Annotated in this window: 14 protein-coding genes and 1 pseudogene; 6 read left to right on the top strand and 9 right to left on the bottom strand. The window is 40.8% G+C overall.

Annotation, left to right across the window (positions count from 1 at the left end; translation table 11 throughout):
* Nucleotides 1-3 precede the first annotated feature (3 nt).
* From E2K98_RS17820 to E2K98_RS17845, 6 genes are all read right to left on the bottom strand, one after another.
* Entirely contained in the window at nt 4-678 is a 675-nt protein-coding gene (locus E2K98_RS17820; protein ID WP_133336456.1) for a DUF2642 domain-containing protein, read from the bottom strand.
* 27 nt (nt 679-705) lie between these two features.
* Complete coding sequence (locus E2K98_RS17825) at nt 706-2,070, bottom strand: arsenic transporter (protein ID WP_133336458.1); 1,365 nt, start codon at nt 2,068-2,070, stop codon at nt 706-708.
* A 308-nt stretch (nt 2,071-2,378) separates the two neighbouring features.
* A complete protein-coding gene (locus tag E2K98_RS17830; protein ID WP_133336460.1) occupies nt 2,379-2,945 on the bottom strand; it encodes a TetR-like C-terminal domain-containing protein in 567 nt (188 codons plus the stop codon).
* 3 nt (nt 2,946-2,948) lie between these two features.
* Complete coding sequence (locus E2K98_RS17835; protein WP_133336462.1) at nt 2,949-3,665, bottom strand: MBL fold metallo-hydrolase; 717 nt, start codon at nt 3,663-3,665, stop codon at nt 2,949-2,951.
* Nucleotides 3,666-3,797: 132 nt separating this feature from the next.
* The gene (locus E2K98_RS17840) at nt 3,798-4,070 is read right to left on the bottom strand and encodes a hypothetical protein (protein ID WP_235824844.1); all 273 of its coding nucleotides are present in this window, start codon (nt 4,068-4,070) and stop codon (nt 3,798-3,800) included.
* A gap of 180 nt (nt 4,071-4,250) precedes the next feature.
* Nucleotides 4,251-4,505: a YciI family protein gene (locus tag E2K98_RS17845; protein WP_133336466.1), complete on the bottom strand. Its 255-nt coding sequence runs from the start codon at nt 4,503-4,505 to the stop codon at nt 4,251-4,253.
* Between the two features lie 184 nt (nt 4,506-4,689).
* On the opposite strand from E2K98_RS17845, the gene E2K98_RS17850 reads away from it, so the two are divergent.
* Both E2K98_RS17850 and E2K98_RS17855 read left to right on the top strand, forming a co-directional pair.
* The gene (locus E2K98_RS17850; protein WP_133336468.1) at nt 4,690-5,460 is read left to right on the top strand and encodes an IclR family transcriptional regulator; all 771 of its coding nucleotides are present in this window, start codon (nt 4,690-4,692) and stop codon (nt 5,458-5,460) included.
* A 265-nt stretch (nt 5,461-5,725) separates the two neighbouring features.
* On the top strand, nt 5,726-7,084 hold the full coding sequence (locus tag E2K98_RS17855; RefSeq protein ID WP_133336470.1) for an MFS transporter: 1,359 nt from the start codon (nt 5,726-5,728) through the stop codon (nt 7,082-7,084).
* A 281-nt stretch (nt 7,085-7,365) separates the two neighbouring features.
* Here the strand turns inward: E2K98_RS17855 and E2K98_RS31050 are convergent, their stop codons facing one another.
* From E2K98_RS31050 to E2K98_RS17865, 3 genes and pseudogenes are all read right to left on the bottom strand, one after another.
* The gene (locus E2K98_RS31050) at nt 7,366-7,503 is read right to left on the bottom strand and encodes a hypothetical protein (RefSeq protein WP_165976312.1); all 138 of its coding nucleotides are present in this window, start codon (nt 7,501-7,503) and stop codon (nt 7,366-7,368) included.
* A gap of 12 nt (nt 7,504-7,515) precedes the next feature.
* Nucleotides 7,516-8,775 (bottom strand): helix-turn-helix domain-containing protein, encoded by a 1,260-nt coding sequence (locus E2K98_RS17860; protein ID WP_133336472.1) that lies wholly within the window; start codon nt 8,773-8,775, stop codon nt 7,516-7,518.
* A gap of 124 nt (nt 8,776-8,899) precedes the next feature.
* Nucleotides 8,900-10,530 (bottom strand): annotated as a pseudogene (locus E2K98_RS17865) (M4 family metallopeptidase).
* 246 nt (nt 10,531-10,776) lie between these two features.
* On the opposite strand from E2K98_RS17865, the gene E2K98_RS17870 reads away from it, so the two are divergent.
* The 4 genes from E2K98_RS17870 to E2K98_RS17885 all read left to right on the top strand — a co-directional run bounded on the left by E2K98_RS17870 (nt 10,777) and on the right by E2K98_RS17885 (nt 14,554).
* On the top strand, nt 10,777-11,340 hold the full coding sequence (locus tag E2K98_RS17870) for a biotin transporter BioY (protein WP_133336474.1): 564 nt from the start codon (nt 10,777-10,779) through the stop codon (nt 11,338-11,340).
* A gap of 91 nt (nt 11,341-11,431) precedes the next feature.
* Nucleotides 11,432-12,895 carry an AMP-binding protein gene (locus E2K98_RS17875; RefSeq protein ID WP_133336476.1) on the top strand — a complete coding sequence of 488 codons (1,464 nt, stop codon included), beginning with the start codon at nt 11,432-11,434 and terminating at the stop codon, nt 12,893-12,895.
* Nucleotides 12,891-13,988, top strand: coding sequence for an acetyl-CoA C-acyltransferase (locus E2K98_RS17880; protein ID WP_133336478.1), 1,098 nt, complete (start codon nt 12,891-12,893; stop codon nt 13,986-13,988). The genes E2K98_RS17875 and E2K98_RS17880 overlap by 5 nt, the downstream gene beginning before the upstream one ends.
* An 89-nt stretch (nt 13,989-14,077) precedes the next feature.
* Nucleotides 14,078-14,554 (top strand): hypothetical protein, encoded by a 477-nt coding sequence (locus E2K98_RS17885; protein WP_133336481.1) that lies wholly within the window; start codon nt 14,078-14,080, stop codon nt 14,552-14,554.
* Nucleotides 14,555-14,559 lie beyond the last annotated feature (5 nt).

The raw sequence follows: 14,559 nt of genomic DNA on the forward strand, positions 1-14,559 counted from the left end.
TCATTAAGGCAATTGAATCGTTTTAATATGCTCTAAGTTCCGATACACCGTTTCCCTTTCAGCTGTGACAATCGTCATTTTGTTATTTCGAACCTTTTGAAGCAGGCCGATTTTTTCCGGATGGTCACCGCCGTCTAAAATAACCATCTGGTTTTCCAATTTTTTCATCTGTTCTTCAAAGGTCCTGGCCAACGGAGCAGCTGCGGGTATTAGCGGAATACTTTCTTTACTTAAATTATAAGGCGTTGCATTTTCAGGGTATGGAATCAGCCACTTTACATGCTGCATCGAAATAAACATCGTTTTGTAAGCGGGTGAATGGAAGACAAAATAGTCATTTAAAATGCTGGTTAAATAGCCATGGATGGATTTGTTTCCTGTCACATAAACCTGGACAAACCGGCCTTTTGCATTGTTTAATATTTTACGAAAAGAGATGGATTGGGTTTCGAGCTCAATTGGTTTTTCTGATGGGGGGCCTTCAAAATAATACTCTTCGATCACGATTTCTTTTAATCTTTGAATATGAACAACTGGAATATAGAGAAAGGATTGAGTTCTGCCATCATAAATTACAATGATGTCCAGCCCGGAATCGACGAGAACCCCGATATGGAAACTACCTCCGGAAATTTCAACCTCAATAGTTTTTCCTAATAATTCATTAAAATCATTCATTATGATTCTCCTTTTTCCTATAGACAATTATGATTGAAGTGCTCCTCCAAAAATCCACGAAACCCAGTAATATAAGACTACTAATGTGAATATTACAGCAGGAGGAATAACGACACCTGTGATTTTTACATATTCCCACCAAGTAATGCGTACTTTTCCTTTTCTGACGATATGCATCCACATCAACGTTGCCAAGGTTCCCATTGGGAGCAGCAAGGATCCCATATCACTGCCAATGACATTCGCAAGATAGGAAACTTTCAAAGTAAGCGTGTCCAATCCCATATTGGTTAATGTTAAAGTTCCTACCATTAACGCCGGGTGGTTATTGAAGATATTGGAGAGGACTGATAAAAGCACGCCCATCATAACACTTGCATGGAGCAAGCTCCCAGAGACAATCGGGCGCATAAATCCAACCAGCCATTCGGTTAAGCCGATATTATGGAGACCGTAAATGATCACATACATGCTAAAAGCAAAAATGATGATATACCAAGGCGTTTTTTTCAACATATCAGTTGGAGGCACCTTTAAATACATCCACCTCCAGCCCAAGAGAACAAGTGAGCCAAAAACAGCCATTACAGATACGGGAATGGACAAGAACGAAGCAACAAATAGGCTGACTCGGACAGCAAACACGAATAAAAGAACGTTTCGCATAAAACGGGAGCGCTGCTTTTCCGTTTTATATAACGGCCCTGGTTTTAGTGGATGATAGGATGGAAATGACAGCCCTGAAACTTTTGTCGGGACAGTCTTTGGAAGGATTTTATAAAATCTTAGAAACAGCAGACCAACGAGAAAAAGCAGTCCAAGTGTGGCTGGGACAAACATCATCGCGGTATGCATATATAACGACATATCAACGATTTTTAACGCAATTAGATTCACAATATTACTTACTCCAATCGGTGCACTCGATGCAGTCGCAATCAAGCCTCCAGAAAGTAAATAAGGAATCTTTTGGTGATTTTTCAACCCCATATTATTGAGTAACATAACAAGAATAGGGGTGGTAATTAGGATACTTCCATCATTGTTGAAAAAAAGTGTCATAAGAAAACATAAAAGGTTGACGTACCAGAATAAACGAATTCCGGAACCCTTTGCTTTGGCAGCGAGCTTCTCCGCCACCCAGTGGAAAAATCCAAAGCTCTCGAGAACAATCGCCATGACGATCGTGGCCATAATAGTAATCGCGGCACCACTGATTGTTTCGGTGATGATTCCAAGGTCGGAAAGTGTTACACTTCCGCTTAATAACACAAGGATCGCGCCCATCGTGGCCGGAATCGCTTCGTTGATTCCTTTAGGCCTCCAGAGAATGAGAACCAGTGTAACTACAAATGTGAGTATGGTCATCCAAACCATCGGTTGAAGAAACATGTCTTTCCCCTTTCAAACTAGTTCGTAATTCATGATGTTTCATGAGACGACCTCCCTCCTCAGGTGGATACTCCGCTCTTGTTCCCCCCTTCCATCTATCCCTATTGCCAGGATGTACTCTATGTATATGTATCACACGAGAGACAAGCTTGGGTTTGTACCCGCTTTTTCAACAAATCCGCAAGACACTATAAACGTTTGTCCAATAGAAAATGACAGGCACCATGTGAAGAATTCACATGGTGCCTGTCACCGTTCGTGGACTTTTCGCCCTATTTGTCCGTTTATAGTGGACACTACAATGAAGGCTAATCCCCCATACCAGCGAGGAAGGCCCTTATTATAATGAGCAGGCTCTCATCAGCATCCAATGCCATTTTAAATCCGCCTCTTTGTTCTAATGAAGAAAAGCCATGGAGGATGCTGCGTAAGCCTCTTACGGCATGAATTGCTTGGTCCCCCTCTAAATCATAAGCCTGTAGTACTCGGAGAGTAAGCTCGACGATTTTCGCTCCTGCCTGGTGAACTTCCCCATCTTCCGGGTCTGGTGCCATTAATGTTGATTCATACACTCCCGGGTGTCTTCTCGCAAATTGAACATATGCCCTACTTAATGCAATGACAGCTTTATCCCCCGATACCCCAATCGCTGCCTGCGCTAATTCGCCATAAAGCTGATTTAACCCATAAATGGCGAGTTCCTTCCGTAGTCCCGGCAGCCCATTAAAATGGTTATACAGCGATGGCGGCCGAATATTTAATTTTTTTGCCAGATTGGCCAAGGTGACCTCAACTGATCCATAATGGTCAGCAATTTCCCCTGCCGCTTCAAGAATCGTTGGTAAATCAAGTCCTACTTTCGGTCTGGGTGACATTTGCTATGCTCCTTTTCTTACTTTTCTCTCAAAATTTTCAATCGCCTGTTCCATTGCTTCTACAGGATTCTCTATCAACTCGCCATGCCCGACAGCAAGCAGTGCTGGTCGGAACCCCGCTAATTTCTTTGCACTTGCTAATGCTGTTGGTTTACTCCACGTACCAAAGGCAGGGAAAGGAAACCAAGGGTTTATATCTCCCGCTACAGCGATGCCCCCTCTTGTTTGGAATGCATCCCCTGCAATTAACGCATTGGTTCTTTTATCTAAAAAGGACATCGACCCGGGCGTATGCCCTGGCGATGGGATTGCGGTCAAAGAACCAACCTGATCGCCATCGTTCAATAATACATTGGCCCGCGTTTGTAACCTTTTCGGAACGCCGCCTTTAATTGGGGTTGGGTCTTCATGTTGATCCAGCGAACGGTCGCCATTCATTAATCGGTGATCTCTTATTGAAATATACACCGGGACATCCGGAAATTCTGCTTTGATTAAATCAAGCGCTCCAACGTGATCCTCATGGGCATGGGTTAAAACAATTTTAGTGATCGGCTTGCCAATTCGATTCGCTGCTTGAAGAATCCCCTTTGCACTAAAGGAAAGAGCAGCATCGACTAGGGTTAATCCCTCTTCCTCCTCCACCAAATAGCAATTGACTGGAAAAACCTTGGCCATGAACGTTACTTGATACAAAAAACCGTTTTTGATCATTCTCATTATGATCATCCCCTTTTAACTAATGTTATTAGTTTTATAATAACTAATAACATTAGTTTTATCAAGCGTTTAATGGAAAAAATTATAAAAAAACCTCACTTTGGGAGTTCCTTCCAAAGTGAGGCATAAAATTTATAAACTATTATCTTCATTACCTTCTCCAACAGCGTTTCGATTTTGATACCAATTTGTCACTTGTGTCAGGATGGCAAATACAAAGAAGAAATTCATCGCCCAGACATTGATAAATGGAGTCATTCCACCGAATTCAATCGTTTGATACCCCTTTAAATACATGACAATCAATGATTCTAGAAACATTAAAATAAAACCGAGAACCCCAGCAACTGCTGCACGAATCAATAAATTCCCCTCCAAAATTTTCAAGGTATAAATTTCTGACAAAATTGTGACATCCCTAATGCAATTATATTCCAACAGCGTTTAAAAGCAATAGTCCGGAGGCTTATAAAATCAAAACATCCTGTTTGAAAATTTAATGAGGCAACAACTTTTAAATATAAATAGGAGCGCCACCCTAATAAGATAGCCCCCCTTCTTTTTTTTCCATATAAAGCTCTTATTTTAGTTTGCATTCCATTCCTTAACAGTGTAAATGGATTCATTTTCTTGATTCATAGGATCTTTGTTTACAAGACTTTTGGCTTCTTCTAAGGAAACCGCAGTAACAACATAAGCCCCACCGGTTTGGTCTTCGAATCCGCCAGCAATAATTAACACTTGCTGTTCTCGCAAACTCTGTAAAAATTCTCGGTGACCTTGAATGTAACTGCCTGTGAAAGAAGGTTTTCTCTCAATCAACACCAAATATTTCTTCATCTTTTCACCTCACCCGTTTTATCAAATTAGATAATACTGTTCCCTATTTATATAATGATTTAATAATATTGTCAATATTATTAATAGAAGGCACTTTCAGAAAATTTAACTTTTGTTTGCCTGTGGGATATCATTAGCCGCTATGCTAATATAAGAAATAGTAGAGCTCTGTAGGAGGATCATTATGGAAGTAACGAAAAAGGGAACGACAATTCAATCCTTACAGATTGGAATGGCTATTGTGGATTTAATCGCTAAACAAGGAAGGCCATTAAAATTTACTGATATCCAGGATCTAACACAAATTACAAAGAGTAATCTTTACAAATATTTAAATACCTTTACCCAATTAGGCATCCTTTATCGAAGCAAGGATACCGGAGAGTATGTGTTAGGGAGTAAGCTAATTGAATACGGAATGGCTGCTGCAGACCACGAAAATGTTGTTGATCGGGTTACACCCTTTCTGCAAGAAATTAATGAGAAAAGTTCGAGTACGGTTCTATATTCTAGCTGGACACACAATGGCCCGATGATTGTTAAAGATATCAACATTCATCGAGGCTATAATATTGGAGCTCAGATAGGAACCTTTCTCCCTATTCATTCCTCAACCGGGAAAATATTCATGGCTTTTATGGATGAGCAAATGATTCATGATTGGAAAACAAAGGAATTCATGCAGCTTACACCAGAAAAAGTTCGTCAGCTTGAAGAAGAACGTTACGTTATCCAAGAAAAAGAAATATCCTTTGCAAGGGAACCGTTGGTTTCATCCGTATCCTCTGTTAGTTTCCCTGTATTTAACTATAAGAAGAGACTGCTTGGAGCCGTGACGATTGTAGGCTTTTCTCAGTTCATTCCCAATCATGAAGAAGATGATTTAAGTCAATATTTAGTACAAATCAGCAAAGAAATATCCGGCAGTTTCGGATTTAATTCTGATGAGAAATAAAATAATAAGGGATAGATAAAAAGCGGGAAATCCCCGCTTTTTTGCGTTTTATTAAAATATGTTGGTTTCCCCAATTAACAGAAAATAATTAATATTAAAATTTCCTTATTGAAAATAGTTTAACAGTTGTTTATAATCCATAAATAGAGAACATTTTTCACTATGGGTACAGTGGAGGTGGTGTTTAATCGTTAACGAATAAATTTTTTATAGGAATTTCGTAAGCGTTGTCTTTTAACTATTTTGAAAAATAGGGGGAAAAAGTTTGGCAAAGATTAATTCAACAGAAGTTATCGCTGGCAGTAAATTTAACCGCTTTCATTTAATCCTACTATTATGGAGTTTCTTCATCATTTCGTTTGACGGATATGATCTTGTTGTATATGGAACCGTCGTGCCGACCCTAATTGAAAAATGGAACCTTACTCCTGTTGAAGCCGGAGCAATCGGAACCTATGGATTATTTGGTATGATGTTCGGTGCTATCCTGTTCGGAACACTTGCCGATCGGATTGGAAGGAAAAATGTTATTACGATTACCCTCCTTTTGTTTAGCTTATTTACATTTCTTTGCGGATTCGCCCAATCACCAACTGTTTTCTCTACCTTTCGCTTTTTAGCTGGATTAGGACTTGGCGGGATTATGCCGAATGTCATTGCTTTATTAACGGATTATGCACCTAAAAAAATGAGAAGTATGATTGTATCCATCGTATTATGCGGTTATTCAGTCGGGGGAATTCTTGCTCCTCTATTAGGAATCTTTTTAATGCCTAAATTCGGCTGGGAGGCCATTTTTTGGTTTGCTGGACTGCCTCTACTACTTTTACCCTTTATGCATAAACAATTGCCTGAAACGGCGAGTTACCTTATTCGCACTGGCAGAAAAGAAATATTAATCGCTACCCTTTCCAGGGTAAGTCCAGAATCCACGTTTAATCAAAATGATGAAATCGTAGAAGTACAGAAGACACAAGAAACAAAGGTACCGATTATTGGACTATTTAAAGAAAAACGAGCACTAAGTACTATTATGTTTTGGATTGCATTTTTCAGTTGTTTATTAATGGTTTACGGTTTAAATACTTGGCTTCCTAAATTAATGATCGAAGCAGGCTATGGACTAAATTCAAGTCTGGGTTTCCTGATTGCACTTCAAGGCGGTGCCATTATCGGAACACTTATTATTGGTCGACTTTGTGATCAATACGGTTCCAAAAAAATGCTTGTTCCGATGTACGCCTCTGGAGCAGTTGCTTTAACGTTACTTGGTTTTGGCGGAAGTTCATTTTTAATCTACTTATTAGTAGCCATTGCGGGTGCAGCGACCATTGGTTCCCAAAATATTGTCCAAGCCTATGTTTCTCAGTACTATCCACCGTATGTCAGGTCCACTGCTTTAGGAATGGCTTCTGGTATTGGCAGGATTGGCGGAATGGCTGGGCCACTTTTAGGTGGATTCCTTTTGTCGATTTCTTTACCGATTCATTTAAATTTCATAGCATTTGCTATCCCCGGATTAATTGCGGCCATTGCCCTTGCGGTTGTACCTGTTAAAAATGCGTATACCAATGAAATGGATAGCAATGTAGAATCGATTAAGACCCAGGTTGATGCAGGCTAACCTGCTAAAAAATAAGCGCCTTTATGTCCTAAGTTACTTTTGCTAAAATTGGCGCTTGTTCCTGCAATCATTTCTCGATGAAGGAATCTTCACAACTTCCACACAACTTCTCCCTAAGTTCTACACAAGTATGTTTTATGATAAAAGTAACTTAATCAAGGTTTTGGAACCTACAAGTCCAAAAACTTCCCATAATTTTGATTGGTGGATTACACCAATCTCTTTTTTTGCATAATAAAAACCTTGCTCACCGCTGGGCAAGGTTTTTGTTATTATTCCGTTTACAAAGTTTCATTTCCTTGTGAGTAAATCACTTTTGGCAGGATGCCATGTGCTGTATCATGGCTTGAAGAAACCTTTAATGCACCTGCAAGAAATGCCCCGATTATCACGGTCACCAAGATTAATTTTTTCAACATAAAAATTCCCCCTTAGTTAATATTTTTACGAGCGTTATTCGCTAATCGGTAGTATTCACTCGCCTTTTTATACTTTGTATTTTTAAAATAAAAGTTTGCCAGTTTTTCCGAGCATTCCGTAACATATTGATATAATTGTTCACGCTCAAAATAGGAGATTGCTTTCAAAAGTAACTCCTCATATTGGCTGTTTTCAACCTGCTCAATCTCAAGATCCAGCACGCGGATATGGTAGTAGTGTTCATCAATTGGTACAGTTTTAAGCTTCGAAAGTGCTTGATCACACCACCTCCTTGCCTCCTGCTTATTTCCAAGATTCATATATTCCTTTGCTATTAAGTAATACGTACTTAAAAGTTCATGGTCAAAAATACCATTGGAATCGAGGGCTGCTTGAAAATTTTGAAGAGCCTCCTCGGTTTGATTCATACTGGAATATAAATAACCCAAGTTGTGGTAAATGATTGAAGTCGAGTGATCATCCTTTAATTTTTGTGATAATTGCAAAGACCTTTTTAAAAATCGTTCCGATTCTCTGTAATTATGAACGCGTCGATGGTTAATCCCTAGTAAAATAAGCGATTTTAGACTGCTTTCATTATCAAATTCCCGGCGGAAAAATTCTAATGCCTTTTGGGTAAAAAGAATGGATTGAAAATATTGATAGATACTCGTACAGGCAAGGGCCTGGTTATAATAGATTCTTCCTTTTTCTCCCTCTGTTACTTCGGGAAGATTAAACAAAAGAATCATATTCTCATTGCAAACTATCGCCTGTTGAAATTGTTCTTGAAGATAATAATAGATGCTTAAAAAATAATAGTAGTCAAAACGAAGATGGGGCCTGTCTTGCAAAAGCTCTGGATATTTTTGAATTTTTTCGAGTAAGAATTGGGATTGCTCGGTTTTCCCTGAAAAAACATAAAGACCAAATAGATAGATATCATACTTCATATGAACCTGCTGTGATTGACTCTTTTGTATGGCTTCCTTTAAGGACTCATTCATTTTTTCAGCTTCCGAAAATTGTTTGTTCTTTACTGCCAATTTAAATGGATCCATTTTTTTCAACAAGTCCCCATCATAGCCTTCATCTAATGTTTCATCACTAAGTTCCAATCTTTCACAGAGCAAACGAATAACTTCTTCACTCGCAGCAGCTGTTCCACTCTCAATTTTCGAAAGATAAGAGATGGCACAAATGCCCTCTGCCAGCTGTTTTTGCGTGATATTTTTCATTTTTCGAAAATAGCGAATCCGTTCTCCGATCAATTTCCTCGCTCCCTGCACCTCCAATTGTATTAAGAATATTCTATTTTTTGCAAACTCATAAGTCAATAGGACTGGGAACCTATTCCCAGTCCTATCATTCCTATCATTCCTATCATTCCTATCTTTAGTAGACTCCAACCTGTGACCAAGCAGATGCTACTGCACTATATTGAGTGCTTCCAGATCCGTAAAGGTCTGCCGCAGCAGCAAGAAGGGAAGCCCGTGCATCACTAAAGTTACTCTTTGGTGATAAATATACTGTTAGGGCACGATAATAAATTTTTTGAGCTGTATCGAACCCGACCTTTTGAATCGTTAAATACGCAGCTTTGTTTGGAATACCGCTGTTGGTGTGAACCCCGCCATTGTCAGAGGTCGTGTTCACATAGCCGCTCATATTATCCGGCTGACCGTAAAGAGTTGGGTCCGATAAACTTCTTAGAGCATCTCCGGCTTTTTTCGGTGTGTAAACGTCCTCGCCAATTAAGTAATCCCCACGGTCCATAAATACCCCAAATGTATCGGAAATCGACTCATTGAGGGCTCCCGATTGATATTGGTACTCTAATCCAGCCGTTCTCTCCGTGACTGCATGGGTTAACTCATGGCCGACGACATCAACTGCACCGGATAAAGAGGTAAAGGTGTCCCATCTCCGTCCCCATAAACCATTTGCGAACCATTCCAGAAGGCATTGTTATAATTTCGGCTGTAGTGAACCGTTGAGCGGATGGTTGCACCATTGTTATCAAAGCTGTTGCGATTGAAATTATTTTTATAATAGTCATAGACAACACCTGCATAGTAGTGGGCATCAACATCTGCTCGCTGGGAGGTTGCATTAAAATTATTATCAGCGTCAACGGAATAGTTGCCCGGTAAGCGCTGGGTATTGGCCGCTGTCCTTGTTTCAATTACACCGGACATTGGTTTGGTTATATCATATAAATAATAGGTTCCGCTTGAATAATAGGTGTTAATGGTTTTTGTGTCGCCTAAAACCCCAACGCCCGTCCCCTCTGCGACTGCATTATAGGAATCTAGGATGTTACCATTATTGGCATCGACATAGACGACCCAGTTTGCCGGATACGGCAGAATAAATTGAAGATTGATTTTGTAGGCGTGATAGAAGTCATTCCCTTTTTTATAGATCACTTGCTTACTCTTTTCAACCAGCCCCCGTTCTTTTTCTCCCCTAGGGCCAGTTTCGGCATCAATAAGTGTTTCATCTTTTGTCAGATTGATTGATTTCCATGCATTGGCAAGCGCTGCATCCTTCGAAAGCTGTGCTTTTAGCTTTCCTTTAAAATAACTGGACGCTTCTGGGAAAACATCCCCGTTGACGGCAGTTACAATTCCGTCTTTATCGGTATGAACCTTAAAGGCAGCCCCGTCGACAGGTATTCCTTGCACCGATTGAACAAAATCATAATGTGTGCTGCCAATTTCATCGGTTTGAATATTTAATAATGTGAGATCTTTATCCGAATCTAATTGATAGATTTGTTTATTCTCTTTAATAAATTGTTTAATAGCTTCCTTGTCTTTATGACCTTTAGTTGATAGTTTTCCATGTACAAAGGTTGGAACGGCTTGTCCCTTTTTCCAGGTCACCTTTGCACCTTTATTGAACTGATCTTCCTTTGAAGCCATCACATTATACGGTGTTTTGGCTTGTGCGGCTGCCGTAAATGGCATGACTGCTCCTACTGTTAGACCAAGGGCAAGAACAAGTGAAGTACGTTTTTTCATCTACTTTAGACCTCCCGAAAGATAATTTATAATTTTCAAAATAATTATAGCATGGGAAAAAGCAGGGGAAGATTGGGAAAGAACACCCAAAATCTATCAATATTTTTGAAAAAATAGAGTAATTTTCCCAATATTTCATTTTTATATGTTAACTTTACATAAAATTAAGTTGACATATATTTCTGCCGCTTTTACAATAAAATTGAAAAAAGTACAAATCTATAGTTAAATATGAGGAGATGGAATATGAAACTTTTAGACATTACATATGTTGCTTTATTAGCTGCCTTTATGGGGGCTTTAGGCTTTGTCCCTCCAATCATGCTTTCATTTACACCGGTTCCGATTACACTACAAACATTAGGTGTTTTGCTTGCCGGCGGTTTATTAGGTCCAAAACGCGGTGCTTGGAGTATGATCATTTTCCTTTTGCTAGTAGCGGCTGGTGCACCATTGTTGTCCGGTGGACGAGGAGGATTTGCTGTTTTTGTAGGGCCAAGCGCGGGCTATTTAATTTCATGGCCAATAACTGCTTTCTGTCTTGGCTATCTCATCTCGCGTTTCAGTAAATTACGATTTGCGAGAATTCTATTAATCAACCTAACGGTAGGAATACTCATGATGTACATAATCGGCATTCCAGTCCAAGCCTTCATCATGCACATCAAAATCACCGACGCCATCATCACTAGCCTAGTCTATATCCCGGGAGACATCCTAAAAGCAACCCTAGCATCCTACCTCGTATACAGACTAGCCAAATCACCGGCTATAAAACGAAACCTGCACAAAAACGTTGAGACACTATAACGGTGTCTCTTTTTACTATCATTCGATAAAATTCGGGTGGTGCCTGTCACCACCCGAATTTTGTCGAACACAAACAGAGAGGAGATTATAGATGGCTTCAATTACTGACTCATATGCAAATCATGCAAAGAAGTTTCCAATGAAAACAGCGATTTTAACGGCCACAGAGAGGTTTACCTATCAGGAATGGTATGAGAGTGTTTGTCGAACGGCGAATTGGTTTAGGTCCTTCCACTCTTTTAATAGAACGGTTGCAATTTTGCTCCCAAATGGGATTCCATTTCTGCAATTGTTTACGGGGGCGGCAGCGGCTGGTTGGACGGCAGTCCCATTTGATATTAAATGGACCGAATTAGAGGTAGAAAAACGGCTCGCACTTTCCAAGGCTTCGCTTGTTATAACGACAAAAAACAGGATTTCTTCCGTAAAAAACCTCCATTCCCCTACTAAAGTTTTCATTTGGGATGAATGCCGGGAGGAAATTCAGCAGGGACCGGCGCCGGAAACCATGCCCTCAAACGGGGAACTTCCCTTTTACATGGGATTCACTTCCGGTACGACAGGTAATCCGAAAGCATTTATTCGCTCACACAACTCGTGGGTTGCAAGCTTTGCCTGCAACCGTGTTGATTTCAAGATGGATGAGAATGACCACGTTCTGATCCCTGGGGCGCTGATTCATTCCCACTTCCTCTACGGTGCAATCAGTACGCTATATCTGGGCGGAACCGTTTATTTGCTTGAAAAATACATCCCATCCCAGGCAATGAGGTGGATTGAGACGGCTCCGATTACCGTCCTCTATGTCGTCCCGACGATGATTTCCTCCCTTTTTCAGGCGGAACGTACCATCGAAAGGCCGCTAAAGATTCTTTCCTCCGGAGCCAAATGGGAGGATCATTCCAAACGCCAGGTCCGCAGCCAGTTTCCGAACCTGACCCTGTATGAGTTTTACGGGGCAAGCGAGCTAAGCTTTGTAACCGTATTATCCGATCGGGAAATGGAGCGAAAACCGGGTTCTGTCGGCAGGCCCTGCCATAATGTAAAAATCGAAATCCGCCTGCCGGATTCTAAGCTTGCAAAGCCGAATCAAACAGGAAAGATTTATGTGAAAAGTAAAATGATTTTCAGCGGATACCTGGAGCCCAATCAAAACACAGTTCAAGCAGAACATGATTGGCTTACCGTTCATGACATGGGCTATTTGGATGAAGAAGGATACCTATATATTGTCGGTCGGGAAAAGAACATGATTCTCTATGGCGGCATCAATATTTTCCCGGAAGAAATTGAAAAAGTACTTTCCTTACATCATGAAGTGGAGGAAGTAGCCGTTATTGGAGCAAATGACTCTTACTGGGGACAAATCGTAACCGCAGTAGTCAAAGGCACAGCCACAAAATTGGAACTTCAAAGATTATGCAAGGAAAAGCTTGCTTCTTTTAAAATCCCGCGAAAATGGGTATTCGTCGATGAAATGCCCTATACAAGCGGTGGAAAAATTGCCCGCAGGCAGGTAATCGAATTGGTCGAAAGCAGGGTGAACAACCATTAAAAAAGCAGTCATTGTCCAAGCAAAGCGAACCCCCATCGGAAAACAAAATGGAATATTTCAATCCCTACAGCCCCATGAGTTGGCTGCTCCCTTGCTTGAGTACTTAGCAAGTGGAATCGAGGATCAGCTTGACGATTGTCTTTTAGGAAATGTGACAGGACCGGGGGGAAACATTGCCCGGCTTTCCACCTTAACAGCAGGCCTTCCACTTCAGGTCCCCGGTGTAACCCTAGACCGCCAATGCAGTGCCGGTCTCGAAGCGATTCGCTTGGCTTCCTATTTTATCCAAGGTGGTGCAGGTCAGTGCTATCTAGCCGGTGGTGTCGAAAGTCCAAGCACCTCACCTTTTCCAAAAAGAGCCCGCTTCTCACCTGATCATATCGGTGATCCGGATATGGGGGTTGCGGCTGAATATGTTGCGGAAAAATTTGGAATCAGTAAGGAAACACAGGATGAATATGCCTTGTTAAGCTATTATCGGAGCTGGGAGGCTTATAAAGAAGGGCTTTTTACAGAAGAAATCGTCGCAGTTGAACGGCATAGCAGGGATGAGGAATTTAGTAAGGAGCGAAACATGAGCGCATTGCTAAAACGGGCAAAACCGACTTTTGTAAAAAATGGGACCGTGACCGCTGCAAACAGCTGTGGGATTCATGACGGTGCAGCTGCCGTGGTCGTAATGGAGGAGTCAACCGCACATCTTCTTGGATACAAACCGGTTCTTCGCTTCGTTGACAGCCAGGCTGCAGGAGTACATCCCTATTATCCCGGAGCAGCACCGATTCCGGCCATTCAAACTTTGCTAAAAAGAAATGGACTGACCATTGAAGAGATTGATCTTTTTGAAATCAACGAGGCATTCGCTTCAAAAATTGCCGCGTGCGCACAGGAACTTTCAATCCCGTACGAAAAACTAAATGTGTCCGGCGGCGCCTTAACCATCGGTCACCCGTATGGAGCATCGGGTGCCATTTTGGTTACGAGGCTGTTTTATGAAGTACAGCGAAGGAAAAATGCTCGTTTTGCTGTAGCCGCGATTGGCAGCGGCGGTGGTGTTGGAGTTGCCGTACTATTTGAAGTTGTGAAAAGATAAGTCAGGCAGCTGCCTGGCTTATTTTGTACTAACGACGCGTATAAAATAACGAACACTATGGGTAAATTATCTTAAAAAAGGAAAATTCCATGATTGGACTTATTATTGCCATTATAGGGTTTAACCTTATTGCCTTTAAAACAAATAAAATTCTTACTGCCAATCTGATTGCACATATCTGGGTTTTTACGGTTGCTTTACAAAGCTCTTTCGACATCATCATTGAATTCAAATTCCATGCCTATTGGTATTTTGGTAAAGAAGTCGATTGGTCTGGGCTAATTCCGCATTTATTTCTCCTCCCGCCTGTTAATATGATTTTTCTTAATCGGTTTCCCTATACGGCCAATCTCCTAAAGAAAGCTGTTTATATATTCTTTTTTGTTATTGCCATTTTATTATACGAACTAGTGACCCTTCTACCGGAACCCTGGGGATATTTTCATTATGGTTGGTGGACACTTTGGCATGCAGCCATTCTCGATCCCTTTTTGCTGCTCATTCTACTTGGTTATTATAGGTGGGTACGTCACTTGGAAAAGAAAGCTCTAGGGAAACCTAAATAAAACAG

This window comes from Bacillus salipaludis (assembly GCF_004358205.1).

Excerpts from the sequence above, each read along its gene's own strand:
- E2K98_RS17875 (WP_133336476.1), top strand. The coding sequence starts at position 11,432 with ATGGCTTCAATTACTGACTCATATGCAAATCATGCAAAGAAGTTTCCA.
- E2K98_RS17885 (WP_133336481.1), top strand. The coding sequence starts at position 14,078 with ATGATTGGACTTATTATTGCCATTATAGGGTTTAACCTTATTGCCTTT.
- E2K98_RS17820 (WP_133336456.1), bottom strand. The coding sequence starts at position 678 with ATGAATGATTTTAATGAATTATTAGGAAAAACTATTGAGGTTGAAATT.
- E2K98_RS17870 (WP_133336474.1), top strand. The coding sequence starts at position 10,777 with ATGAAACTTTTAGACATTACATATGTTGCTTTATTAGCTGCCTTTATG.
- E2K98_RS17835 (WP_133336462.1), bottom strand. The coding sequence starts at position 3,665 with ATGAGAATGATCAAAAACGGTTTTTTGTATCAAGTAACGTTCATGGCC.
- E2K98_RS17850 (WP_133336468.1), top strand. The coding sequence starts at position 4,690 with ATGGAAGTAACGAAAAAGGGAACGACAATTCAATCCTTACAGATTGGA.
- E2K98_RS17845 (WP_133336466.1), bottom strand. The coding sequence starts at position 4,505 with ATGAAGAAATATTTGGTGTTGATTGAGAGAAAACCTTCTTTCACAGGC.
- E2K98_RS17830 (WP_133336460.1), bottom strand. The coding sequence starts at position 2,945 with ATGTCACCCAGACCGAAAGTAGGACTTGATTTACCAACGATTCTTGAA.
- E2K98_RS17825 (WP_133336458.1), bottom strand. The coding sequence starts at position 2,070 with ATGTTTCTTCAACCGATGGTTTGGATGACCATACTCACATTTGTAGTT.
- E2K98_RS31050 (WP_165976312.1), bottom strand. The coding sequence starts at position 7,503 with ATGTTGAAAAAATTAATCTTGGTGACCGTGATAATCGGGGCATTTCTT.